Origin of the sequence: uncultured Salinisphaera sp., from assembly GCF_964012375.1 — a bacterium.
Classification (GTDB): Bacteria; Pseudomonadota; Gammaproteobacteria; order Nevskiales; family Salinisphaeraceae; genus Salinisphaera.
In genome coordinates this window covers 25007-46666 of record NZ_CAXGSH010000001.1, presented here as the reverse complement: position 1 = coordinate 46666, position 21660 = coordinate 25007, and the positions used below count along the sequence as shown (strand labels likewise).

The window sequence follows — 21660 nt, the reverse complement described above, 5'->3', positions numbered from 1 at the left end:
TCGTTCTCCGCGGGCCGGTGAAGCGTTCAGCCATGCAGCACGACCGGGGTATGCGTATCCGGATGGGTGATCACCCGGGTCTGGGTGTCGAACAGGCGTTGCATACGTTCGGCGGTGACCACCGCGGCCGGCGTGCCGGCAGCGATGGTCTGGCCATCGCGAAGCGCCAGCATGCGATCGGCATAGCGTGCGGCCAGGCTGATGTCGTGCAGCACGCTCACCACCGCCACGCCCTGGGCCGCCAGCGCGGCCACTTGGCGCATCACCAGGCGCTGATGGCCGAGATCGAGCGCGGCCACCGGTTCGTCCAGCAACAGCAGCCGATCGTCGGCGTCCTCGACACGCCAGATCTGGCTCATCACCCGGGCCAGCTGCACGCGCTGTTTCTCGCCCCCGGACAGCCTGGTATAGGGTCGATCGCGCAGATGGGCGATATCGCAGGCCGCCAGCGTTTCGGCCACGATTTGCCGGTCGGCGATGCTGCCCGATGCGTGCGGGCTACGCCCCAGCCGTACGACTTCGGCCACGGTGAACGGAAAGCTCAGCGCGCTGGCCTGGGGCAACAGCGCGACCCGACAGGCGCGCTCGCGCGCCGGCCAATCCGCCAGCGCCCGTCCGCCCAGACGGATAGCGCCGGCTGCGGGCGTCGTATCGCCAATCAGGGCATGAACCAGACTCGACTTGCCAGCACCGTTGGGCCCGATCACGGCCAGGTGCTCGCCGGCGGCGAGCCCGAACTCGGCGGCCTCGACCACGGCGCGCCCGCCAGCAGTCAGCGTCAGCCCCACGACTTCGAGCAGGGGCGTATTCACAGGCCGTACTCGCGGCGACGCCGCAACAAGGAGATGAAAAACGGCGCGCCCAGCAGCGCGGTCAGCAGGCCCACGGGCAGCTCGGTCGGTGCCACAACCACACGCGCCAGCGTATCCGCCACCAGCAACAGAATCGCGCCCGCCAGCGCCGAGGCCGGCAACAGCCAACGATGATCGGGGCCGATGAGCATGCGCACGATATGCGGCACGACCAGCCCCACGAAGGTGATCGCGCCGGCCACCGCCACCGACACGCCCACCCCGGCCGCCGTCAGCAGCACCAGCTGGCGCTTGATGCGGTCCACGGCGATGCCCAGATGCCGGGCCTCGGACTCGCCCAGCAACAAGGCATTGAGGGCATCGGCCTGACGCGGCAGCACGACGAATATCAGCGCGGCCACGGCAGCCACGATCGCCACCCGGGACCAGTTGGCCCCGTCGAGCCCGCCCATGCGCCAGAGACTGATCCGGCGCAGCATTTCGTTGTCGGCATGAAATTCCAGCAACGAGCCGATACTGCCGGCCAATGCACCGATCGCAATGCCTGCGAGCAACATGGTCGCCACCGACGTGCCCTGGGGACCGGTGGCCAGCCGATAAACCAGCAGCACCGCCGCTGTGCCGCCGACAAACGCGCCCAGCGACACCAGCGACAGGCCGATAAAGCCGGCCGCCCCGCCCGCGAATACGATGACCAGGCTCGCGCCCACCGAGGCGCCGGCGGTCACGCCGATCAACGACGGATCGGCCAGGGGATTGCGAAACAGCCCCTGCATGGCCGCACCGCAGATCGCCAGCAGCGCGCCGACCAGCGCGGTAAGCAGTGCACGCGGCAAACGCAGTTGCCGCACGATCAGCGCCAGCCGCTGCATGCCCTCGTCGCGGCCCACGAGCACGGCCAGCACATCCAGCGCCGGCAGACGCACCGCGCCGAGCATGACCGCGGCCAGCAGACACAGGGGCAAAGCCAGTGCGAGCAGCCAGACCAGCCGGCGCGGGCTCATGGCAGCGCCTCGATATCGATGGCGGCTTCTACGGCATCGGCCAGGCGCTCGAACTGACGCTCGCGCACGGCCGCCACATCTTCGGTGACCGCGTTCTCGTAGCCGGCCCAGGCAAGCAGCGCCGCACAGCCCTCGGCCGTGTCGAACAGGCCGTGCAGGTAGGTGCCGGCGACCTGCCCGTCGGCGCTGATCGCGCCGTCGAAGCCGGTTTCGAGCTCGAGAAACGGCCGGGCCAGATCGGCACCGCGGGTCACCCCGCAATGAATACGATAGCCGGCGACCGCCGCCTGATCGTCCGACAGGCCGGCCACGACAAGCCGGCCCCGGACATTCTCGAGATGTTTCTCGCGGCGGATCTCGGTGGCGATATCCAGTACGCCCAGCCCCTCGACCGTTCCCGGCGTGTCTTCCACGCCGCAGGGATCGTCGATCACGCAGCCGAGCATTTGATAGCCGCCACAGATGCCGAGCACGTGCCCGCCGTAGCGCAGATGCCGGGCGATATGGCCGTCCCAGCCGTTGGCCGTGAGCCATTGCCGATCGGCACGCACATTCTTGGAGCCCGGCAATACGATGAGATCGGCACCACCGGGGCGCTGGCCCGGCCCGACCCATTGCAGATCCACGCCCGGCTGCAGGCGCAACGCATCCAGATCGGTATGGTTGGAGATACGCGGCAACGCCGGCACCTGCACCACGAAGCGGGCATCGTCATCCAGGCGCTGGTCGCGGGCGATGGCATCCTCGGCTTCGAGATAGAGCCCGTCGAGCCAGGGCAGCACGCCGAACACCGGCTTGCCGGTTTCGCGTTCGAGCCATTCCAGACCGGGTTCGAGCAGGGCGATATCGCCACGAAAGCGGTTGATGACGAAACCCGCGATACGTGCGCGCTCGGATTCGGACACCAGCGCGAGCGTACCCACGATCTGGGCAAACACGCCGCCCTTGTCGATATCGGCCACCAGGACCACCGGGCAGTCCACGGTCTCGGCAAACCCCATATTGGCGATATCGTTGGCGCGCAGGTTGATCTCGGCCGGGCTGCCGGCACCTTCGACAAGCACACGCTCGTACTGGCTGATTAGACGGGTATACGAGGCCTGTACCGCAGCCATCGCCGTGGGCTTGTAGTGGTGATAGTCGCTGGCCGACATGCCGGCCACGGCCTGGCCGTGGATGATGACCTGCGCGTTGCGATCGCTCGACGGCTTGAGCAGCACCGGGCTCATATCGATGGTGGGTGCGACCCCGCAGGCCGCGGCCTGCACCGCCTGGGCACGGGCGATCTCGCCGCCATCGGCCGACACCGCGCTGTTCAATGCCATGTTCTGCGGCTTGAACGGGGCCACCGACACGCCCCGCCGATACCAGGCCCGGCCGAGCCCGGCCACCAGCGTCGACTTGCCGGCATCGGTCGCCGTGCCCTGGATCATAAGCGTCTTAGCAGCCATCGACCCAGCCTGACTGTGGGCGGATAGCGTCGGCAAGCGCGTCGATGACCAGACGCGCCGCATATTCGCCAAACAGAGTGTGCTTGCCCGTATATTGCAGCGCCTCGCCCGTATCGGCACAGAAGACGGCCGTGGCATCGGTCCCGGTGCCGGTCGCGATGGCATTCGAGATCGGGCTGCGCGCATCGAGTGCTTGCAACGTCGCGGCCTTGGCCTCGGTGAGTGTCGTCAGGGTTTCGACCTGGGCCGCCGGCGTAAGCGCGAGCGTGGTGGCCAGGGCGAGATTGATGGTGCCCATTTCGCAGGGGCCGGGCCGTAGTTCACGCCGGTCCGCACAATCCCCGGCACGCCGGGCGTTGGCCAGGCCGGCGGTCACGAACACACACACAAGCTCGCCCTCGATATCGACCGTGGCGATACGCAGACTGCGCATCGAGGCGGCGGTAAGCATGCCGACACACGGCGCGGCCAGCCCGCGTTGCACCGCGAAATCGGCGATGAGGGTTTGCGGTGTATTCAAGGCGGCCCGGTCGTGGTCGTCGACGTGGCGGTTGGCAAAGCCCTGCGCGGTGCCCCAGCCGCCGCAGGCCACGGCCGAACTCAGACAATGCCAGGGTCGGTCGAAAGCAACCGCCAGCCCGCTATCGGCCACGCCGGCCTGCCAGCCCGGCAGCAGGAGCGCTGCCGGAATACTCTGCACCGCGGCCGACGGCAGATCGTCGCGTGCAGACCAGCGCCGCCAGGTAGCCGGGCCAGGCGCCATTGCCTAGTAGTCGACGCCCTTGCGCGCCTTGATGCCCGACTTGAAGGCATGCTTGATGTCCTTGACCTCGGACACCGTATCCGCCAGCTCGCGCAGGGCCGCGCCGCCGCCGCGACCGGTGACCACCACCGACTGTTCACGCGGGCGGTTGGCCAGCGCATCCAGCACTGTCTGTTCGTCGAGATAGCTGTAGCCGATCATGTAGGTCAGCTCGTCGAGCACGACCAGATCGAAGCTGGGGTCGGTGAGCATCGGCTCGACCTTGGCCCAGGTCGCCTCGGCCGCGGCGATATCGCCGCTGCGATCCTGGGTGTTCCAGGTAAAGCCCGTGCCCATCTGATGGAAGGCCACCTGCGGGCAGTGATCGCGCACGTAGATTTCTTCACCGGAAAGCTGCTGGCCCTTGATGAACTGCACCACGCCCACCCGGTGGCCGTAGCCCAGTGCGCGCATGACCATGCCGAACGCCGAGGACGATTTGCCCTTGCCGTTGCCGGTGAGCAGCAACAGCACGCCGCGTTCGGTATCGGCGGCCTCGATAGCCGCATCCACGCGCGCTTTCTGTTTCTGCATGGTTGCCTTGTGGCGTGCGGCCTTGGCGTCGTCGTCGCTGCGGGATTCGTCGCTCATACGGACTCCGTTGGTAGCGCACGGCCCGGACGGGCCGTGCGACTTGAGGCTACTGCGGCTGGTAGCGCAGCGTGAAGAAAACGTTGCGGTCGTCCTGATTGTAGAACCGCGCGGTCTGGTATTCCTCGTCGAACAGGTTGTTGAGGCTGGCCTGTGCGAGCCAGTCGCGTGCGAGCGCGACCGAGGCGCGCAGGTCGACGAGCTGATAGCTGTCCAGCTCGTTTTCGTTGGCGGCATCGTCATAGCTCGAATCGGCCACCGTCAGGCTCGCCCCGGCACTGTAGCGGCCAAAGGCGCGATCGACGTCGAACTGAGCGGTATGGCCAGGCCGCCGCGGCAACTCGTTGCCTTGGTTCGGGCCGGCGGTGCGATTTTCGGTGTCCAGCCAGGTGAACTGGGCATTGAGTTGCCAGTCGGCGAGCACGGTGCCGACACTCGCCTCTGCGCCACGGATTCGGGTTTTCTGGATATTGCCCGGGGCGAAGGTGGCCGAATCGTAGGCGATCAGATCGTCGATTTCGGTCTGATAGGCATGCAGCGACCAGCGGCCCCAGCCGTGATCGCCGTCGAGGCCCACTTCGACGCTGTCCGATTCTTCCGGGTCCAGCTCGGGATTGCCGTAGTTGGGGAAATACAGCTCGTTGAAGGTCGGTGCCTTGAACGCGGTGCCATAGGAAATGCTGGCGGTATAGGCGTCGGCGAAATCGATGCCGTAGGCCGCACTGCCGGTGGCATGCTCGCCGAACTGTTCGTTGTCGTCGCCACGCCCGGACAGCTGCAGATGATGACGGCCCCAGTCGCCCAGATACTGGGCAAACACGCCCTTGTTGTCGCGGCTGTCTTCGCGCATATCGCCGGTGAAGTCGTTGCGGCGATCGCCGTCGTTGTCGCCGTCGACGTTTTCGAGCTTGTAGTCGACGCCAAGGGTGAACAGATCATCGTTGGGCAGGGTGATGTCGTTCTGCCAGCTCAGCTGATGGCGCTGGGTTTCGAAGGCGGTGACATAGCGCCCGTCGAGGAAGTTGTCGGAGTCGTCGCGGCTGTTGCCGTAAGTCAGTTTCGTGCGCCAGGTATCGAGCGGCCGCCAGGCAAGCGAAGTGCCGATGATCTGCTGGATCGTATCGCTCGAGTTCTGGGAGGTGCCGTCGAATTCCACGCTGCTTTCAGCGCGCAGGAAGTTCAGTTCCCATTCGACGCCGTTGTCGAATATCTGACCGTAGTTGAAGGCGACCGATACCCGGTCATAGCCGTCGTCGTCCGGCTCGTCGGTAAAACAGCCGCCGGTGCCGGCCGCGGCCGGCGTACAGGCATCGAAGCCGTCGGTACGGCGTCCATTCACGCTCAGGTTGTAGTGCGAGTTGTCGTCGCTGCCGGACACGCCCACCTGGCCTTCATAGCTGCTGTCGCTGCCCGCGCCGACCTGGAAATAAGGCCGGGTGCCCGTCTGGCCACGCCCGTCGCGGGTGAAGATCTGGATCACACCACCGATCGCATCGGCGCCATACAGCGACGAGCGCGGCCCACGCACGATCTCGATACGCTCGATCTGCTCGACCGCCAGGTCTTCGATGGCAGCCGCCCCGGCCGTGGCCGAGCGATACTCGACGCCGTCCACCAGCACCAGGGTGTGGTCGGACTCGGTGCCACGCAGAAAGATTGAGGTGGCTTTGCCCGGCCCGCCGTTGTTGGTCAGCGTGAGCCCGGGCGTTCGCCGTAGCAGATCGCGTACCGAACGGGCCTGCAAACGCTCGATATCGGCGCGGTCGATGACCGTGGTGGCGGCCAGCGTATTGCTCACCCGCTGTGGCGTACGCGTCGCGGTGACCTGGATATCGTCGAGCCGGGCCGTGCGCTCGCCGGCCATGGCGTGGGCCGTGCCGGTATCGGCAGACGTTTGTGCGACCGCGGGCAACGCCGCAGATGCCGCGCACAGCAGCACGACGCGCGCTGATGCGCGATGAAAATGACGATCGATGGACATGGTTCCCCCAATGGTCCCTGGCGCACACACCCGCGCGCCGCAATGGATACAGCCGCGAAATAGCGCCGAAAAGGGACAAAACGGGGAACACGGCGCACGCGAACGCACGCCGCCGGTCTGCCGTCTCATCGCCCGCCGCGATGTCGCTGCCTCGTATCACAGGCCGGTCTCCGGACTTGCGAGCGCCCTTGCGGGCCTTCGACACGCCTTCCCGGGTTTCAAGACCCAGTGGCGTATGTGTCGAATCCAACTCGCCTACCGTTGCGGGGGCAGTGCCGGCCTTGTCGTCACGAGTTTTCGTGGCAACGCACCGGCTTCCCGTTTCACCCGAGCGTTTTCGCGCTCGGACACCTGCGATAGCGCGAAGCCTAGCACCCCCGGCCCCGCCGTCAAGCAACGCCCACCGTGCGTTGCGCGTCGCCCGCGCGCATTCAGCGACCCGGACACGCCTTCGGCTTCCCGTCTATCCGGATAAACGGATATACTGCGCGCCCATACACACATTCAAGGTATCCATGAGCGATCTGATAGGCGCGCTGGCGCAGCGCATCCTCGTACTCGATGGCGCCATGGGCACGATGATCCAGAACCACGACCCGGACGAGGCCGACTATCGCGGCGAACGTTTCGCGGACTGGGAAAGCGATCTGAAGGGCAACAACGATCTGCTTACGCTGACCAAGCCGGAGCTGATCCGCGATATCACCGCACAATATGCCGCCGCCGGCTCGGATATCCTCACCACGAACACCTTCTCGGCGACGACCATTGCCCAGGCCGACTACCACATGGAAGACCTGGCGGTAGAGCTGAACCTGGAAGCCGCGAAGATCGCGCGCAGCGTGGCCGAGGAATACGCCACGCCGGACAAGCCGCGCTGGGTGGCCGGCGTGATCGGGCCGACCAATCGCACCGCCTCGATCTCGCCCGACGTCAACGACCCCGGCAAGCGCAATACCGATTTCAACGAGCTGGCCAAAGCCTACGGCGAAGCGGCCGAAGCGCTGCTCGACGGCGGCGTCGATATCATCCTGATGGAAACCATCTTCGATACGCTCAATGCCAAGGCCGCGATCTATGCCTACCGCAAGATCCTGCGCGAGCGAAACATCGACGTGCCGCTGATGATTTCCGGCACCATCACCGATGCCTCGGGGCGCACGCTCTCCGGCCAGACCACCGAGGCCTTCTACAACTCGGTGGCTCATGCGCGGCCGCTGACCATGGGCCTGAACTGTGCGCTCGGGCCCGATGCGCTGCGCACCTACGTGGCCGAGATGTCGCGGATCGCGCCCTGCTACGTGCATGCCTACCCGAACGCCGGCCTGCCCAACGAGTTCGGCGAATACGACCTCACGCCCGACGAAATGGCCGAACATATCGGCGAATGGGCCGAATCCGGCCTGCTCAACATGGCCGGCGGCTGCTGTGGCTCCACGCCCGAACATATCGGCGCGATCGCCAAGGCCGTCGAAGGCAAGGCCCCCCGCCGGCGCCCCGAAATCAAACGGGCCATGCGCCTGTCCGGACTCGAGCCATTCACGGCATCGGCCTGATGAACGGCGTTTCAACGATCCACAACCCGGCCGTGCGCTCGCATGGATGATCGTGATCCGGAAACCTACGCCATTATCGGCGCGGCCATGGCAGTGCATCGCACGCTCGGCAATGGTTATCCGGAAGGCGTCTATCTGGAAGCGCTTGCACTCGAATTCGGCGAACGCGATATCCCGTTCAAGCGCGATGTTGCGCTGCCGGTTCGCTATAAGGGCCGCGATCTGGACTGCGACTACGGCGCCGACTTCATCTGCTACGACAACGTGGTTGTCGAACTCAGGTCGGTCGCCGATCTGGCCAATCACGAAAAGGCGCAGACGATTCATTATCTGCAGGCGTCCGAGGCCTCGGTGGGCCTGCTCCTGAACTTCGGCCAGACCACGCTGCAATACCGGCGCTTCAACCGATCGGGCGACTGATCGCTTCTTCAAATCTGTGAAATCTTCCCAATCCGCGGATAAACCCGTCTTATGACCTCAGCAATCAACTTCATCAACATCGGCGAGCGCACGAACGTTACCGGCAGTGCGCGTTTCAAACGGCTGATCAAGGAAGAGGATTACGACACCGCGCTGTCGGTGGCCCGTGAGCAGGTCGAGAACGGGGCCCAGATCATCGATATCAACATGGACGAGGGCATGCTCGACTCGGTCGAGGCCATGCGCAAGTTCCTGAACCTGATCGCCGGCGAGCCGGATATCGCCAAGGTGCCGGTGATGGTCGACTCCTCGAAGTGGGAAGTCATCGAGGCCGGGCTGCAATGTATCCAGGGCAAGGGGATGGTCAACTCCATCTCGCTCAAGGAAGGCGAAGACAAGTTCTTGGAACAGGCCCAGGCCTGTCTGGACTACGGCGCCGCCGTGGTGGTCATGGCCTTCGACGAACAGGGCCAGGCCGATACCGAGGATCGCAAGGTCGAGATCGCCGAGCGCGCCTACCAGCTGTTGATCGAAAAGCTCGACTTCCCGCCCGAAGACATCATCTTCGACCTCAATATCTTCGCCATCGCCACCGGTATCGAAGAGCACAACAACTACGCCGTGGACTTTATCAACGCCACCAGGCGCGTGCGTGAATCCTGTCCGGGCTGTCATGTCTCCGGCGGGCTGTCGAACGTATCGTTTTCGTTTCGTGGCAACGAAACCGTGCGCCAGGCCATGCACTCGGTGTTTCTCTACCACGCGATTCCGGCCGGGCTGGACATGGCCATCGTCAACGCCGGGCAGCTGGAAGTCTATGACGACATTCCGGAAAAGCTGCGCGAGGCCTGCGAGGATGTCGTCCTCAACAAGCGCGACGATGCCACCGAACGGCTGCTCGACCTGGCCGAGGAATACAAAGGCAAGGGCAAGAAGAAGGATTCCAAGGAAGACCTCGCCTGGCGTGAGTTCGAGGTCAACAAGCGCCTCGAACACGCCCTGGTCAAGGGCATCGACAGCTACGTCACCGAAGACACCGAAGAAGCCCGCCAGCAGGCCACCCGGCCGCTGGATGTGATCGAAGGCCCGCTCATGGACGGCATGAACGTGGTGGGCGATCTGTTCGGTGCCGGCAAGATGTTCCTGCCGCAGGTGGTGAAATCCGCGCGCGTGATGAAAAAGGCCGTGGCCTATCTGCTGCCCTTCATCGAAGAAGAAAAAGAAGAGGCCGACAAGGGCTCGAACAACGGCACCATCATCATGGCGACCGTGAAGGGCGACGTGCACGACATCGGCAAGAACATCGTCGGCGTGGTGCTCCAGTGCAACAACTTCGAGGTGATCGATCTCGGCGTGATGGTGCCGATGAACGACATCCTCGACGCCGCCGAGAAGCACAACGCGCACGTCATCGGCCTGTCCGGGCTGATCACCCCCTCGCTCGACGAAATGGTCAACGTCGCCGCCGAAATGCAGCGTCGCGGCATGAATACGCCGCTGCTGATCGGCGGGGCCACCACCTCGCGTGCCCATACCGCGGTCAAGATCGACCCCGTCTATGACGGCGCGGTGATGTGGGTGAAGGACGCCAGCCGTTCCGTGCCGGTGGCCTCACGCATGGTCAGCGCCGAGGGCCGTGCCAAGCTGGAAGCCGAGCTCAAGGACGACTACGACAAGCTGCGCGAGCGCCACGCCAACAAGCGCAAGGACAAGTTCCTGACCCTGGCCGATGCGCGTGCCAACGCGGTGAAGCTGGACTGGGACAACTACGAGCCGCCGCGCCCGCAGCTGCCCGAAACCACCGACTACGCCCTGCGCGAGGCGCCGCCGCATATCAGCGGCGAGGCCAGCGACGAATCCGGCGTCTATGTGTTCGAGGATTTCCCCCTGGAACAGCTCGTGGACACCATCGACTGGACGCCGTTCTTTCTGTCCTGGGAGATGCGCGGTCGCTATCCGGACATCCTCAACGACCCCCACAAGGGCCCCGAGGCGCGCAAGCTCTTCGACGAGGCCCAGGCCATGCTCAAGCAGATCGTGGAAGACAAATGGCTCACCGCGAAGGGCGTGGCCGGCATCTTCCCGGCCGAGCGCGTGGGCGACGATATCCACGTGTTAAGCGACGATCGCAGCGAAACCGTGCATATCATGCACAATCTGCGTCAGCAGACCGAGCATCGCGAAGGCGTGCCCAATCGCTCGCTGGCCGACTTCATCGCCCCGAAAGAGTCGGGCAAGAAGGACTGGGTGGGCGCGTTTGCGGTCACCGCCGGGCTCGGTTCCAACGAAATCGTGCAGCGCTTCAAGGCCCAGAACGACGATTACAACGCCATTCTCGTTGAAGCGCTGGCCGATCGTCTGGCCGAATCCTTCGCCGAATGGCTGCACAAGTTCGTGCGTACCGAAATCTGGGGCCATTCCGCGGACGAATCCCTGTCCAACAGCGACCTCATCGGCGAGAAGTACCACGGTATCCGTCCGGCCCCGGGTTATCCGGCCTGTCCGGAACATACCGAGAAGGACACGCTCTGGCAGATGCTCGACGTCGAGGCACGTACCGGCATCGAGCTGACCGAATCGCGGGCGATGTGGCCGGGTGCGGCCGTATCCGGCTGGTATTTCAGCCATCCGGAATCGCGCTATTTCGTGGTCGGCCGCGTAGCCAAGGATCAGGTCAAGGACTATGCGGCGCGCAAGGGCTGGGATATCGCCACCGCCGAAAAATGGATCGGCCCCAACCTTGGCTACGAGCCGGGCGGCGGCGAGGACTAGACTCCACTGCCCGCTCGTGGCCTGGCCTATCAGTCGTCGGCCGGCTGCTCGACAAGGCGGCGGCGCACCTCGACCGGCAGGTTGTCCGGGGCATAGTCGCCGACCCGGCGCAGGCGCGCTCCGACCGAGGGGTGGAAGGCATCGTCGCGCCCGGGCCGGCGCACGTAGCGGCCCAGCAGTCGCCAGAGGCCGTGGTAGGAGTGGTGCAGCGTGCCGGCAGGGTCGCCCTGTAGCCGATCGAAAGCGTCCGGCTTGAGAGCCAGCCCCTGGGCCTGCGCCTGTTCGAGCATCCAGCCCAGGGTGATATCGGCCAGGCCGCGTTCGTCGTAGCCGCCGCCGACATCGCTATGCACGCCGGCAAACCACAGCTGGCGCGCATTCTGGCCGGGCTTGAGCGCGCTTTCGTCCCAGGGCGTGGGCTCGAACTTGCGCCGCTTTTCGTCGATCGCAAGCGCGTGGAAGGCATGACATACGCCAGGGCTGAGCTTGTTGTCGTGAAAGCTTCGCAGCCGGATCAGCACGCCCAGCGCGCCCACGGTTTCCCAGACGCCGACAAAATGCGGCGCACAGCGGGTCAGCGGCTGCTGGTAGCGCTCGACCGCCGACGTATCGCCGTCGAGCCATGCTTTCACCGTCTCTTTCGCACGAGCGTGATCGCCGGGTTCGAGTATGCCCACCTGATCGATCAACGCGGCCAGCGAGCGGGCCGCGAAGGCGCCCCGGCTGAAGCCGAACAGGAACACACGATCCCCCGGGGCATAGGTATCGATCAGGAATCGGTAGGCGCGGACCAGGTTCTGGGTAATGCCGTACCCGAACGCCGCACCCAGACCCTTGCCCAGGGTTTCGCCCACGTTCACGCCAAGAAAGCGCGCGCCGAAGGTGCCCACGCCCGGTTCGTAGAACACGCGCTGGTCCGGGCTGTCCACGAGCGCGTTGTAGAGATGGACGACGTTGGTGTTCGAACTGGCGAACTGGCTGTTGGTGCCGTCGCAACATACGACAATGTTCTTGGCCATGGGGCGATCGCCCGACGGGAAACAGGACGGTCACGGTCACAGCGATTACCGCCGGCTGCAATCCGGATGTCTGCCTAGGGCGTTCGGGCATGCTCGAACGCCGACCTCACGAACGATACAATGAGCCGTCCCGTCGGCCGAGCGCATCGAACCCGTTGTGTCGAAAGGCCGTAGCCCAAGCCGCAGGACCTCGGGTCGATGTTCGATCTACCGAAATTATCCGTGTTCATTCCCACTTTCATGCTGGTCTCGCTCACGCCGGGCATGTGCATGATGCTGTCACTGAGCCTGGGCATGAGCATCGGCGTGCGCCGCACGCTCTGGATGATGGCCGGCGAGCTGGTGGGCGTGGGGCTGGTGGCCGTTTCGGCGGTGATCGGTGCCGCGACCCTCATGCTGAGTTATCCGACGCTGTTCACCGCGCTCAAACTCGCCGGCGGCGCCTATCTGGTCTATCTGGGTATCGCGATGTGGCGCGCCAGCGGCGAATCGGCATTGCCGGCCGCCAACCGGGACGGCGACGCACTACGTCCGGCCGGCCTGATCACCCAGGGCTTTGTGACCGCAATCGCAAACCCCAAGGGCTGGGCCTTCTTCATCGCGCTGCTGCCGCCGTTTCTCAACCGCGACAACGCCCTGGCGCCCCAGCTTCTGGTGCTGGTCGGCGCCATTCTGACTATCGAGTTCTGTTCGCTACTGGTCTATGCGGGCGGCGGGCATGCGGTGCGCAGCTTCTTGCGCGAGCCGCGCAACGTGGTGCGGCTCAATCGCGTGGCCGGCAGTCTGATGATGGCGGTCGGCGTATGGCTGGCACTGGGCTGAACGCGCGGAACGTGTTCAGCCCGGCGTCGCACGCGCAATCATCCAGATCGCGATCGTCTGGATGATCAGACCGGCGGCCAGCAGCACCCACGCGGACGAAACCGCCATCGAGGCGATATAGAGCAGTCCGGCCACCACTGCCGGCACCAGCGCATAGGGAATCTGTGTGCGCACATGGGCGATATGATCCGAACCGGCAAAGATCGACGACATCACCGTGGTATCCGAGATCGGCGAACAGTGATCGCCAAAGATCGAACCGGAGAAGATGGCACCGATCGCCATATGCACGAGCGTGATATCGCCGATGTTATAGGCCAGCGGTACCGCGACCGGCGTGAGAATGGCCATCGCGCCCCAGGAACTGCCGGTCGCAAACGAGATCACCATCGCGATGGCGAAGATGAGCACCGGCAACAGCCCCGGCGAAAGCCAGTCGCGGGTGGCTGCGATGACGTGTTCGCCGGTATCCAGCGCGCCGGTGACGGTACCGATCGTCCACGCCAGCACCATGATCACCAGCGCGGGCAGCATGGTACGAAAACCGGCCAGCAGGGTCTGTTCACAGGCTTCGAGCGTATGCCGTTGCAGCAGGGCCAGGCCCATGGCTGTGCACACCATGGCAAACGCGGCCCAGGACAGCGACACGGCCACGTCGGTATCGGCCAGCGCATCCATGAGCGGCTTGCCCTCGGCGCCGCCACCGGTATACCACAGCGCCCAGCAGGCCACGCCGAGCAGTACGCCGAGCGGCAACAGGAAGTGATAAAGCCGGCCGTTTTCGGTATCCGCTTCGCCGAGATCGTTCTCGATCGCCGATAGCGGCGTATCCCCCGGCGCGACCAGGTCGCCGTCTTCCTCGGCACGCCGCTCGGCCGCACGCATGGGCCCGAAGTCGCCCAGAATCACGATCGTGGGCACTGCCACCAGGCACAGCAGGGCATAGAAGTTCCACGGAATCGACTGCAGGAACGCCATGTAGGGCTTTTCCGTGGTCAGGCTCAAAGCGGTGAACGCGGCCGCGATCAGCGACACCTGATAGCCGATCCAGTCGGAAACGGGGCCGAGGGTGGCCATGGGTGCCGAGGTGGAATCCAGCAGATAGGCCAGCTTTTCGCGCGACACACGATGTTCGCCGGTCAGATCGCGGGTGGCATTACCCACGATCACCGAATTGACGTAGTCGTTGAAAAAGATCACCAGCCCGAGCAGCCAGGTCAGCAACTGCGCGTTGCGCCCGGTGGAAATACGCCGCGACAGCCAGCGCGAAACCGCATGCGAGCCGCCGGTGCGATACATGAACGCCGCGCCGGCGCCCAGCAGCGATACCAGCACCAGAAAACGGGCGTTCCATTCGTCGGTCATCACCTCGGCAAACCAGTCGAAGGTCTGGCCCACCGCGGCCACCGGATTGCCGGCCACGAACCAGCCGCCGATCCAGATCGCCAGAAACAACGACATATTGACGCGCCGTGTGGCGAGCGCGAGCAGCACCGCAGCCAGCGGCGGGGTGAGAGAGATGATCAGATCCATGCAATAGTTCGCCGGCGCGGCTGCGCGCGCAGGCGTCCCCCAAAGAAATTCCGTTTCAGATTGGCACGAATCGCCTGCATGGTGAAGGCATGTCGGCTTGAATCCGCCGGCATCGCGACTGTGTTGTAATCGACGACAGGTCTTTACAGCCGTGTCGAAACACGGGCGCGCCATGCTGCAACGCCTTCGGACGTCTCGCCTCAAGCAATTCGGCCCCGGCCTGCTGGTCGCCGCCGCGTTCATTGGCCCGGGCACCGTGACCACCGCGAGCGTGGCCGGCGCCGAAACCGGCTATGCGCTGCTATGGGCGCTGGTGTTCTCGATCTTCGCCACGCTGGTGCTGCAGGAAATGAGTGCGCGTCTGGGCATTGTCGCGCGGCTGGGCCTGGGCGACGCGTTGCGCCGGAGCTTCGACACGCCGGTGCTGCGCTGGGCGGTCATCGCCCTCGTTGTCGTCGCGATCGGTTTGGGCACCGCCGCATTCGAAACCGGCAACATCACCGGCGCGGCGCTCGGCCTGGAAACCGTCGTCGGGCTGTCCACACGGGTCTGGGCGCTGATCGTGGGCGGCGCAGCTTTGGCTTTGCTGGCCACCGGCCATTACAAACTCATAGAACGCGTACTTGTTGCGCTCGTTCTGACCATGAGCGTGGTGTTCATCCTCACGGCCATCATCGTGCGTCCGGATATCGGCGCCATCCTCGCCGGCATCTTCGCGCCGGGCCTGCCGCAAGGCTCGGTGCTGACCTTGATCGCGCTGGTCGGCACCACGGTGGTCACCTATAACTTCTTTCTGCATTCGGCCGCGGTCCAGGACAAATGGCCGCGCGAGATACCGACCGAGCGTGCGCTGCGCGAGTCGCGTGTAGACAGCGGCCTGTCGATCGCACTCGGCGGACTCATCACCCTGGCCATCGTGATCACGGCGGCCGCGGCCTTTTTTACCAGCCAGACAACGATCGAGGACGCCGGCCAGATGGCCGCCCAGCTGGAGCCGCTGCTCGGGCCCGCCGCGAAGTGGTTCTTCGCGATCGGACTGTTCGCGGCCGGCATGACCAGTTCGGTGACCGCGCCTCTGGCCGCGGCCTATGCCCTCACCGGCGCGCTCGGAAGCAAACCGAATCTGACCAGCAACCGCTTTCGCGCGATCTGGGCTTCGATCATCCTGATCGGTATGGCCTTCGCCTGGTTCGGTACCGAGCCGGTGCGTGCCATCGTGATCGCCCAGGCGGCCAACGGCATCCTCCTGCCGCTGATCGCGATATTCCTGCTCGTGGTCATGAATCGTCGCGACCTGCTCGGCGAATACCGGAACGGGCTTGTGGGCAATTTGCTGGGCGCTTTCGTCGTGGTCGTCGCCACCGGTCTCGGCCTGTATACGCTGCTGAGCGTTTTCGGCGTGGTTCCCAGCTAGCCGGTTGCCGTCGTCGATACGGCTGGCCACAATCGAGCGCCTGACTCTTGGTTCAGGACGTTGTCATGGCGCTGTCTCCCTTCCATCTGGCCATCCCGGTTCACGACCTGCCTGCCGCACGGCGCTTTTACGGCGAAACCTTCGGCCTGAGCGAGGGCCGCTCGAGCGATCAGTGGGTGGATTTCGATTTCTATGGCCACCAGCTGGTTATTCACGAACACCCGAAAACCCCGTCTCAGCAAAACGCCCACACCAATCCGGTCGACGGCCACGACGTGCCGATTCCGCATTTCGGCATCGTGCTGGAATGGGCGGAATGGGAAACGCTGGCCGAGCGCCTGCGCGAACGCGGTACCGAGTTCGTCATCGAGCCGCATATTCGTTTTCAGGGTCAGCCCGGCGAGCAGGCCACCATGTTTCTGCTCGACCCCTGTGGCAACGCGCTGGAATTCAAGGCGTTTGCCGACCGCAGCCAGTTGTTTGCCAAGTAAAACGACCCAAACCGATCAATCACCATGTCCGACCTACAGATCCGCGCGGCCGAAAGCGCCGACGTGACCCTGATTCTGCGTTTCGTGCGCGAACTGGCGATTTACGAAAAAGCCCTCGACGAAGTGGTCGCCACCGAGCAAACGATCGAGCAATCCCTGTTCGATGACGGCGCGCGGGCCTTTGCCTTCATCTGCGAAGACGCCGGCGAGCCCATCGGCTTTGCGGTGTGCTTCTACAGCTATTCCACCTGGCTGGCCCGCAACGGTCTCTATCTGGAAGATCTGTATGTCACGCCCGAGGCGCGCGGTCGCGGCGCCGGCAAGGCGCTGCTGCAATACCTGGCACGGCTGGCGGTCGACGCAGGCTGCGGGCGTTTCGAATGGAGCGTACTCGACTGGAACACGCCCGCGATCGATTTCTATGAATCGGTGGGCGCACGCCCCCAGTCGGAATGGACCACCTACCGACTGGCCGGCGACGCGCTCAGCCGCTTTGCCAAAGGCTGAGCGCCGACTCAGGCACCGGCGACGACCCAGTGATCGGTACGCGTACGCCAGACCACTGCGACCATGCGGGTGACCAGAAACAGGGTCAGCCCCACCCAGATGCCGGCCAGCCCCCAACCGAACGCCCACGACAGCCAGATCAACGGCAGGAAGGCACCCAGCGCACAGGCCAGCGTCGTGGTGCGCAGAAAACGGGTATCCGCGGCCCCGAGCAGCACGCCGTCCAGCGCGAACACGATGCCGGCCACCGGCTGCTGGGCCACGAAAAACCACCAGGCATGGGGAATCTGGGCAAGTACGGCTGCATCGTTGGTGAACAGTCGCGGCAGAACCCCGGCGAGGGCGGCAAACAGCCCTGCCAGCGCCACGCCCAGGCCGAACGAATAACGCGTGATCTGCCAGGCTACTGCCCGCGCACGTTCGGTGCGGCTCGCACCCAGTTCCGCACCGATGATGGCCTGGGCGGCGATGGCCAGGGAATCCAGCACCAGCGACAGAAATACCCATAGCTGGTAGACAATCTGATGCGCGCCCAGCGCCGCAGCGGATTCACGCGCGGCAACCGCCGCCGCCGACAGAAAACAGATCTGAAAAGAGGCGCTGCGCAGAATGAGGTCGCGGCCGAGCACCATCTGCGCTTTCATGATCGCCCAGCTCGGACGCACCAGCGCACGCTCGACACGCAACGCCCGTAGAAACAACGCGGCCGCGGTGTACTGGGCGAGCACGTTGGCCATGGCCGAGCCTTCCAGTCCGAAGCCGAGCGGATAGACCAGCAGCGGGCAGGCGATCGCCGAAAGGATGTTGCCGGCCAGAATGTAATACAGCGGGCGCACCGTATCCTGTACGCCGCGCATCCAACCGTTTCCGGCCAGCGTGATGAGAATCGCCGGCGCGCCGATCAACGCGATCCGCAGCCACGACGCCGCTGCCTGGGCCACGTCGGGATTGCCGGCCAGCGCCGAGAGCATCGGATAGGCGAACAGCTGACCGAGCGCCAGAACCGTCAGCCCCACGAAAATCGCAAGCCAGGTCGCCTGGCCGCCTTCGGCCACGGCCTCGCCGCGCCGATTCGCCCCGTACAGACGCGCGCTGCGTGCCGTGGTGCCGTAGGACAGAAACGTCAGCTGGCTGGTGAGCACCGACAGCACCGTGCCGCCCAGCGCCAGCCCGGCAAGCGGGCGTGCACCCAGATGGCCCACCACGGCCGTATCCACCAGTACGTACAACGGCTCGGCGGCAAGCACGCCCAGCGCCGGCACCGCGAGCGAAAGAATACGCCGGAGCGTGACCGGCGCCTGAGTGTCGTTGGCTGTCATCGCACGACCTGTCGTTCCAGAATGGGGTGGGCGCCTGCCGTGACGACGGCCGGCGGCCTGAAGGCGGCGCAATTTATCATTTCCATAGCCCAAGCCCGACGTTCATGCATTGAATTCGCCCGCCGGGGCACGCACCTTGTCGACTGATCCAGGAGAACGCCGATGTCCGCCATGCCCACCGATCGACTGCAGCGCTTCATTTTCGACGACACCCAGGTGCGCGGCGAAATCGCACAGTTGCACAGCACCTATCAGCAGGCCATTGCCAACCACGGCTATCCGTTGGCGATAGAGCGCCTGCTGGGCGAGCTGCTGGCCGCCTGTGCGCTGCTGACCGCAACCATCAAGTTCGACGGCACGCTGAGCATCGAATTCCGTGGCAAGGGGGCGCTGAAACTGCTGATGGCCGAGTCGAACCCCGGCGTGGGCGACCGCGCTCAGCGCCTGCGTGGCGTGGCCCGATTCGACGACGACGCGCTGGCCACGATCGCCGAACCCACGCTACAGGCGCTGGCCGAAGGCGGCCACGTGGTCATTACGCTCGATCCGGAAGAAGGGCAGCGCTATCAGGGCATCGTCGCGCTGGACAAACCCGATATCGCCGGCTGTCTGGAAGAATATTTCGCCCAGTCGGAACAGCTGCCCACGCGGCTATGGCTGGCCACGGACGCCGAGCATGCGGCCGGGCTGCTGATCCAGAAACTGCCCGAAGAAGTCGTGCACGACGCCGAAGCCGGCGATGACGACGCCTGGGATCGCATCAATCATCTTGCCGATACCATCACCGGCGCCGAGCTGACCGGCCTGGGCGCGGAGCAGGTGCTGCACCGATTGTTCCACGAGGAACACGCGCGGGTGTTCGACCCGGCGCCGGTCAAGTTCAGCTGTACCTGCACACGTGAACGCTTTGGCCGGGCCCTGCATCAGCTCGGCGCGCAGGAGCTGCGCAGCGTGGTGGAGGAACAGGGGCAGGTAGAAACCCAGTGCCATTTCTGCAACACGGTCTATACCTTCACGCCGGCCGACGTCGAAGCGCTGATCGACAACCCCGACGCCGAGCCGCCGACGGTGCACTAGCCACCGCGCCCTATGGCTGGCGCGCGGCCCGGTCCTGATCGTGACTGGGTTCGGACCCAACCGCGGTCGCGGCCGCGCCCACCACGCGGTTGCGGCCGGCCTTCTTGGCCGCATACAGGCGTGCATCGGCCGCGGTAAGCAGCGCCTGCAGATCCTCCTCGCCGTCGGGCACTTTCACCCCCGCACTGAAACTGGAGGTGAAGGAGTCACCGCCCGCGCTGAACTGGAATTGTGCAAATGATTCACGCAGTTCGTCGATGATTTCCACTGCCTTTGTGGCACCGCAGCCGGGCAGGGCCACGACGAACTCTTCGCCGCCATAGCGACCAATCAGATCGGTGGTACGCAGACGTTGACGCAACAGATTGGCCAGCATCCGGATGACTTCGTCGCCCACCAGATGACCATAGGTATCGTTGACGCGCTTGAATCGGTCGATGTCGAGCATGACCACTGCAATCGGTTCCCTGCGGCGGCGCGCCTGCGACAGGGCAGTCGCCATGCGCTCCTTGATATCGGCATGCTTGAGCAGGCCCGTCAGGCTGTCGCGCGACAAGGCGACGGAGAGTTCGCGGGCCCGCCGCGCCCGTGCCTGTACGGACGCGACCAGCGCATCGGGCGCGATCGGCTTGATCAGGAAATCGTCGCCGGCCTTGGTCATCATCTCGAGTTGAGCGTTGGCGTCCTCGATGGCCGATAGATACATGATCGGCATCTGCAGCCAGCGCGGGTGATAACGCACCATCTGGGCAAGCTCCGGCCCGCTGCAACGTGGCATGTCAACGTCGAGCACGAGTACATCCGGATTGAAGCGTTCCATCAGTGCCAGCGTGTCCCGGGGCTCGCTTAATGTCTTGACGGTAAAGCCGGCGCTTTCCAGGATCAGCCGGTGATAGTCGAGCATCGCGTTGTCGTCGTCGACCATGAGCACGCGCAGCGGCGCGGCGTGGCGTGCCCGCAGATGCGTTTCGAGCAGACCGGCCACACGGATCGGTTCCAGCGGTCGGGCCAGAAAACCGACTACACCCGCGCGCACCGCACGCAGCTGTGTTTCAAAATCGGCGGACTGTTCGCTGGCAAACATCGGCAAAGGCTTGTCCATTTCCGCCTGAATGGCCTCGCCGACCGCAAGACCACCGATATCGTCGCCGCCCGCGAAATGCAGGTCGAGTATCAACGCCGCGGGCCGCTGGCTGCGACAGGCCGTGCGCAGGGCCTGGCCGTTGTCGAACAGACGCGCGCGGTACTCGAAGCTTTCCAGTATCTGGCTAAGCTGTTCGCCGGTCTCGGGCTCGTCCTCGAGAATATAGACCAGCGGCTCTTCCTGGCGGGCGGGGCTTATATCGTCCGTTGTTTCAACTTCGCCCCCCGACTCGGACTCGGTCAGCGCAAGCAGATCCGGTAGCGCTGCCATGCGCTCGATGACGGCGTCATACACGGCCGGCGCGTTGCCATCGAGAATCGCGTCCAGCGCGTGCTCGCAGTCGCGACAGCTCTGACCCACGCCGATAAAGCCAAAGGTGGACGCGCCGCCTGCAAGCTTGTGCAGGCGCTGGCGCACCTGCTGCCAATCGTCCGTATTGCCACGGCGGCTCGCTTCGTCCTGCGCCCAGGCCGAGAGTTCCGCCAGCTCCTGACGCAAGCCCACGCCATAGTCGCGGCGCATTCGCGACAGCTGCTGGGCGAAATCAATCGGCCGGGTCGGCATCGAACTTGTCCCATATGCCCATGAGCCGTTGACCTAGTTCAAGCGGGTCGAACGGTTTGACGATCACCGCCGCCGCGCCCAGCTTGTAGTAGCTTTCATGATCGGCCGGCTGGGTCTTCGCGGTCATGAACACGACCGGGATCCGCTCGAGATCGATGACCTCGGCCAGGGCAGCCAGCGTGCTCGGACCATCCATTCCCGGCATCATCACATCGATCAACAACAACTCGGGTTCGAATTCCGGGGCCTTTTCGACCGCCTCGTAGCCGTTGGTACAACTGAGCACCGTCAATCCGGCCACGGTTTCCAGCGCCACACGGGCGATGGCGACGATCGACTCATCGTCCTCGACATGAAGCACCCGATCCAAAGTTGCCATCA

At 64.9% G+C, this 21660-nt stretch carries 17 protein-coding genes, 2 pseudogenes and 1 riboswitch; of the genes and pseudogenes, 8 read left to right on the top strand and 11 right to left on the bottom strand.

Annotation, left to right across the window (positions count from 1 at the left end; translation table 11 throughout):
• Positions 1-26 precede the first annotated feature (26 nt).
• The 6 genes from ABNU97_RS00220 to btuB are packed head-to-tail and all read right to left on the bottom strand — an operon-like array spanning position 27 to position 6641.
• A complete protein-coding gene (locus tag ABNU97_RS00220) occupies positions 27-812 on the bottom strand; it encodes a heme ABC transporter ATP-binding protein (RefSeq protein ID WP_348764737.1) in 786 nt (261 codons plus the stop codon).
• Entirely contained in the window at positions 809-1816 is a 1008-nt protein-coding gene (locus tag ABNU97_RS00215) for an iron ABC transporter permease (RefSeq protein WP_348764736.1), read from the bottom strand. The genes ABNU97_RS00220 and ABNU97_RS00215 overlap by 4 nt, the downstream gene beginning before the upstream one ends.
• On the bottom strand, positions 1813-3267 hold the full coding sequence (locus ABNU97_RS00210) for a cobyric acid synthase (RefSeq protein ID WP_348764735.1): 1455 nt from the start codon (positions 3265-3267) through the stop codon (positions 1813-1815). The genes ABNU97_RS00215 and ABNU97_RS00210 overlap by 4 nt, the downstream gene beginning before the upstream one ends.
• Positions 3257-4030 carry an adenosylcobinamide amidohydrolase gene (locus ABNU97_RS00205; RefSeq protein ID WP_348764734.1) on the bottom strand — a complete coding sequence of 258 codons (774 nt, stop codon included), beginning with the start codon at positions 4028-4030 and terminating at the stop codon, positions 3257-3259. The genes ABNU97_RS00210 and ABNU97_RS00205 overlap by 11 nt, the downstream gene beginning before the upstream one ends.
• Before the next feature lie 3 nt (positions 4031-4033).
• Positions 4034-4660: a cob(I)yrinic acid a,c-diamide adenosyltransferase gene (cobO, locus tag ABNU97_RS00200; protein WP_348764733.1), complete on the bottom strand. Its 627-nt coding sequence runs from the start codon at positions 4658-4660 to the stop codon at positions 4034-4036.
• Positions 4661-4709: 49 nt separating this feature from the next.
• Positions 4710-6641, bottom strand: coding sequence for a TonB-dependent vitamin B12 receptor (btuB, locus tag ABNU97_RS00195; RefSeq protein ID WP_348764732.1), 1932 nt, complete (start codon positions 6639-6641; stop codon positions 4710-4712).
• A gap of 143 nt (positions 6642-6784) precedes the next feature.
• A riboswitch (cobalamin riboswitch) is annotated at positions 6785-7011 on the bottom strand.
• Between the two features lie 145 nt (positions 7012-7156).
• Here btuB and ABNU97_RS00190 point away from each other — a divergent pair.
• The 3 genes and pseudogenes from ABNU97_RS00190 to metH form a co-directional block, all read left to right on the top strand.
• Positions 7157-8179 (top strand): annotated as a pseudogene (locus ABNU97_RS00190) (homocysteine S-methyltransferase family protein); the annotation flags it as partial.
• 60 nt (positions 8180-8239) lie between these two features.
• On the top strand, positions 8240-8617 hold the full coding sequence (locus ABNU97_RS00185) for a GxxExxY protein (RefSeq protein ID WP_348764731.1): 378 nt from the start codon (positions 8240-8242) through the stop codon (positions 8615-8617).
• A gap of 51 nt (positions 8618-8668) precedes the next feature.
• Positions 8669-11389, top strand: a pseudogene (gene metH, locus ABNU97_RS00180) (methionine synthase); the annotation flags it as partial.
• 29 nt (positions 11390-11418) lie between these two features.
• Here the strand turns inward: metH and ABNU97_RS00175 are convergent.
• Positions 11419-12408, bottom strand: coding sequence for a DUF2235 domain-containing protein (locus tag ABNU97_RS00175; RefSeq protein WP_348764730.1), 990 nt, complete (start codon positions 12406-12408; stop codon positions 11419-11421).
• A 198-nt stretch (positions 12409-12606) separates the two neighbouring features.
• Here ABNU97_RS00175 and ABNU97_RS00170 point away from each other — a divergent pair, with 198 nt between their 5' ends.
• The gene (locus ABNU97_RS00170) at positions 12607-13230 is read left to right on the top strand and encodes a LysE family translocator (protein WP_348764729.1); all 624 of its coding nucleotides are present in this window, start codon (positions 12607-12609) and stop codon (positions 13228-13230) included.
• Positions 13231-13245: 15 nt separating this feature from the next.
• Here the strand turns inward: ABNU97_RS00170 and ABNU97_RS00165 are convergent, their stop codons facing one another.
• Complete coding sequence (locus tag ABNU97_RS00165; protein ID WP_348764728.1) at positions 13246-14763, bottom strand: Na+/H+ antiporter NhaC family protein; 1518 nt, start codon at positions 14761-14763, stop codon at positions 13246-13248.
• A gap of 172 nt (positions 14764-14935) precedes the next feature.
• Here ABNU97_RS00165 and ABNU97_RS00160 point away from each other — a divergent pair, with 172 nt between their 5' ends.
• The 3 genes from ABNU97_RS00160 to ABNU97_RS00150 all read left to right on the top strand — a co-directional run bounded on the left by ABNU97_RS00160 (position 14936) and on the right by ABNU97_RS00150 (position 17175).
• Positions 14936-16177, top strand: a complete 1242-nt coding sequence (locus ABNU97_RS00160) for an Nramp family divalent metal transporter (RefSeq protein ID WP_348764727.1) — start codon at positions 14936-14938, stop codon at positions 16175-16177.
• 65 nt (positions 16178-16242) lie between these two features.
• Positions 16243-16668, top strand: coding sequence for a VOC family protein (locus tag ABNU97_RS00155; RefSeq protein WP_348764726.1), 426 nt, complete (start codon positions 16243-16245; stop codon positions 16666-16668).
• A gap of 24 nt (positions 16669-16692) precedes the next feature.
• The gene (locus ABNU97_RS00150; RefSeq protein ID WP_348764725.1) at positions 16693-17175 is read left to right on the top strand and encodes a GNAT family N-acetyltransferase; all 483 of its coding nucleotides are present in this window, start codon (positions 16693-16695) and stop codon (positions 17173-17175) included.
• Positions 17176-17183: 8 nt separating this feature from the next.
• Here the strand turns inward: ABNU97_RS00150 and ABNU97_RS00145 are convergent, their stop codons facing one another.
• Positions 17184-18494 carry an MATE family efflux transporter gene (locus ABNU97_RS00145; RefSeq protein WP_348764724.1) on the bottom strand — a complete coding sequence of 437 codons (1311 nt, stop codon included), beginning with the start codon at positions 18492-18494 and terminating at the stop codon, positions 17184-17186.
• A gap of 162 nt (positions 18495-18656) precedes the next feature.
• On the opposite strand from ABNU97_RS00145, the gene hslO reads away from it, so the two are divergent.
• Positions 18657-19571, top strand: coding sequence for an Hsp33 family molecular chaperone HslO (gene hslO / locus ABNU97_RS00140; protein WP_348764723.1), 915 nt, complete (start codon positions 18657-18659; stop codon positions 19569-19571).
• A gap of 10 nt (positions 19572-19581) precedes the next feature.
• Here the strand turns inward: hslO and ABNU97_RS00135 are convergent, their stop codons facing one another.
• Together ABNU97_RS00135 and ABNU97_RS00130 are read right to left on the bottom strand one after the other, a co-directional pair.
• Complete coding sequence (locus tag ABNU97_RS00135) at positions 19582-21279, bottom strand: diguanylate cyclase (protein WP_348764722.1); 1698 nt, start codon at positions 21277-21279, stop codon at positions 19582-19584.
• Positions 21260-21658 carry a response regulator gene (locus tag ABNU97_RS00130; protein ID WP_348764721.1) on the bottom strand — a complete coding sequence of 133 codons (399 nt, stop codon included), beginning with the start codon at positions 21656-21658 and terminating at the stop codon, positions 21260-21262. The genes ABNU97_RS00135 and ABNU97_RS00130 overlap by 20 nt, the downstream gene beginning before the upstream one ends.
• Positions 21659-21660 lie beyond the last annotated feature (2 nt).

Coding starts and splice junctions, on each gene's coding strand:
- cobO (WP_348764733.1), bottom strand. CDS start 4,660: ATGAGCGACGAATCCCGCAGCGACGACGACGCCAAGGCCGCACGCCAC.
- ABNU97_RS00210 (WP_348764735.1), bottom strand. CDS start 3,267: ATGGCTGCTAAGACGCTTATGATCCAGGGCACGGCGACCGATGCCGGC.
- ABNU97_RS00130 (WP_348764721.1), bottom strand. CDS start 21,658: ATGGCAACTTTGGATCGGGTGCTTCATGTCGAGGACGATGAGTCGATC.
- ABNU97_RS00215 (WP_348764736.1), bottom strand. CDS start 1,816: ATGAGCCCGCGCCGGCTGGTCTGGCTGCTCGCACTGGCTTTGCCCCTG.
- ABNU97_RS00170 (WP_348764729.1), top strand. CDS start 12,607: ATGTTCGATCTACCGAAATTATCCGTGTTCATTCCCACTTTCATGCTG.
- btuB (WP_348764732.1), bottom strand. CDS start 6,641: ATGTCCATCGATCGTCATTTTCATCGCGCATCAGCGCGCGTCGTGCTG.
- ABNU97_RS00135 (WP_348764722.1), bottom strand. CDS start 21,279: ATGCCGACCCGGCCGATTGATTTCGCCCAGCAGCTGTCGCGAATGCGC.
- ABNU97_RS00155 (WP_348764726.1), top strand. CDS start 16,243: ATGGCGCTGTCTCCCTTCCATCTGGCCATCCCGGTTCACGACCTGCCT.
- ABNU97_RS00165 (WP_348764728.1), bottom strand. CDS start 14,763: ATGGATCTGATCATCTCTCTCACCCCGCCGCTGGCTGCGGTGCTGCTC.
- ABNU97_RS00150 (WP_348764725.1), top strand. CDS start 16,693: ATGTCCGACCTACAGATCCGCGCGGCCGAAAGCGCCGACGTGACCCTG.
- ABNU97_RS00145 (WP_348764724.1), bottom strand. CDS start 18,494: ATGACAGCCAACGACACTCAGGCGCCGGTCACGCTCCGGCGTATTCTT.
- ABNU97_RS00160 (WP_348764727.1), top strand. CDS start 14,936: ATGCTGCAACGCCTTCGGACGTCTCGCCTCAAGCAATTCGGCCCCGGC.
- ABNU97_RS00205 (WP_348764734.1), bottom strand. CDS start 4,030: ATGGCGCCTGGCCCGGCTACCTGGCGGCGCTGGTCTGCACGCGACGAT.
- hslO (WP_348764723.1), top strand. CDS start 18,657: ATGTCCGCCATGCCCACCGATCGACTGCAGCGCTTCATTTTCGACGAC.
- ABNU97_RS00175 (WP_348764730.1), bottom strand. CDS start 12,408: ATGGCCAAGAACATTGTCGTATGTTGCGACGGCACCAACAGCCAGTTC.
- ABNU97_RS00185 (WP_348764731.1), top strand. CDS start 8,240: ATGGATGATCGTGATCCGGAAACCTACGCCATTATCGGCGCGGCCATG.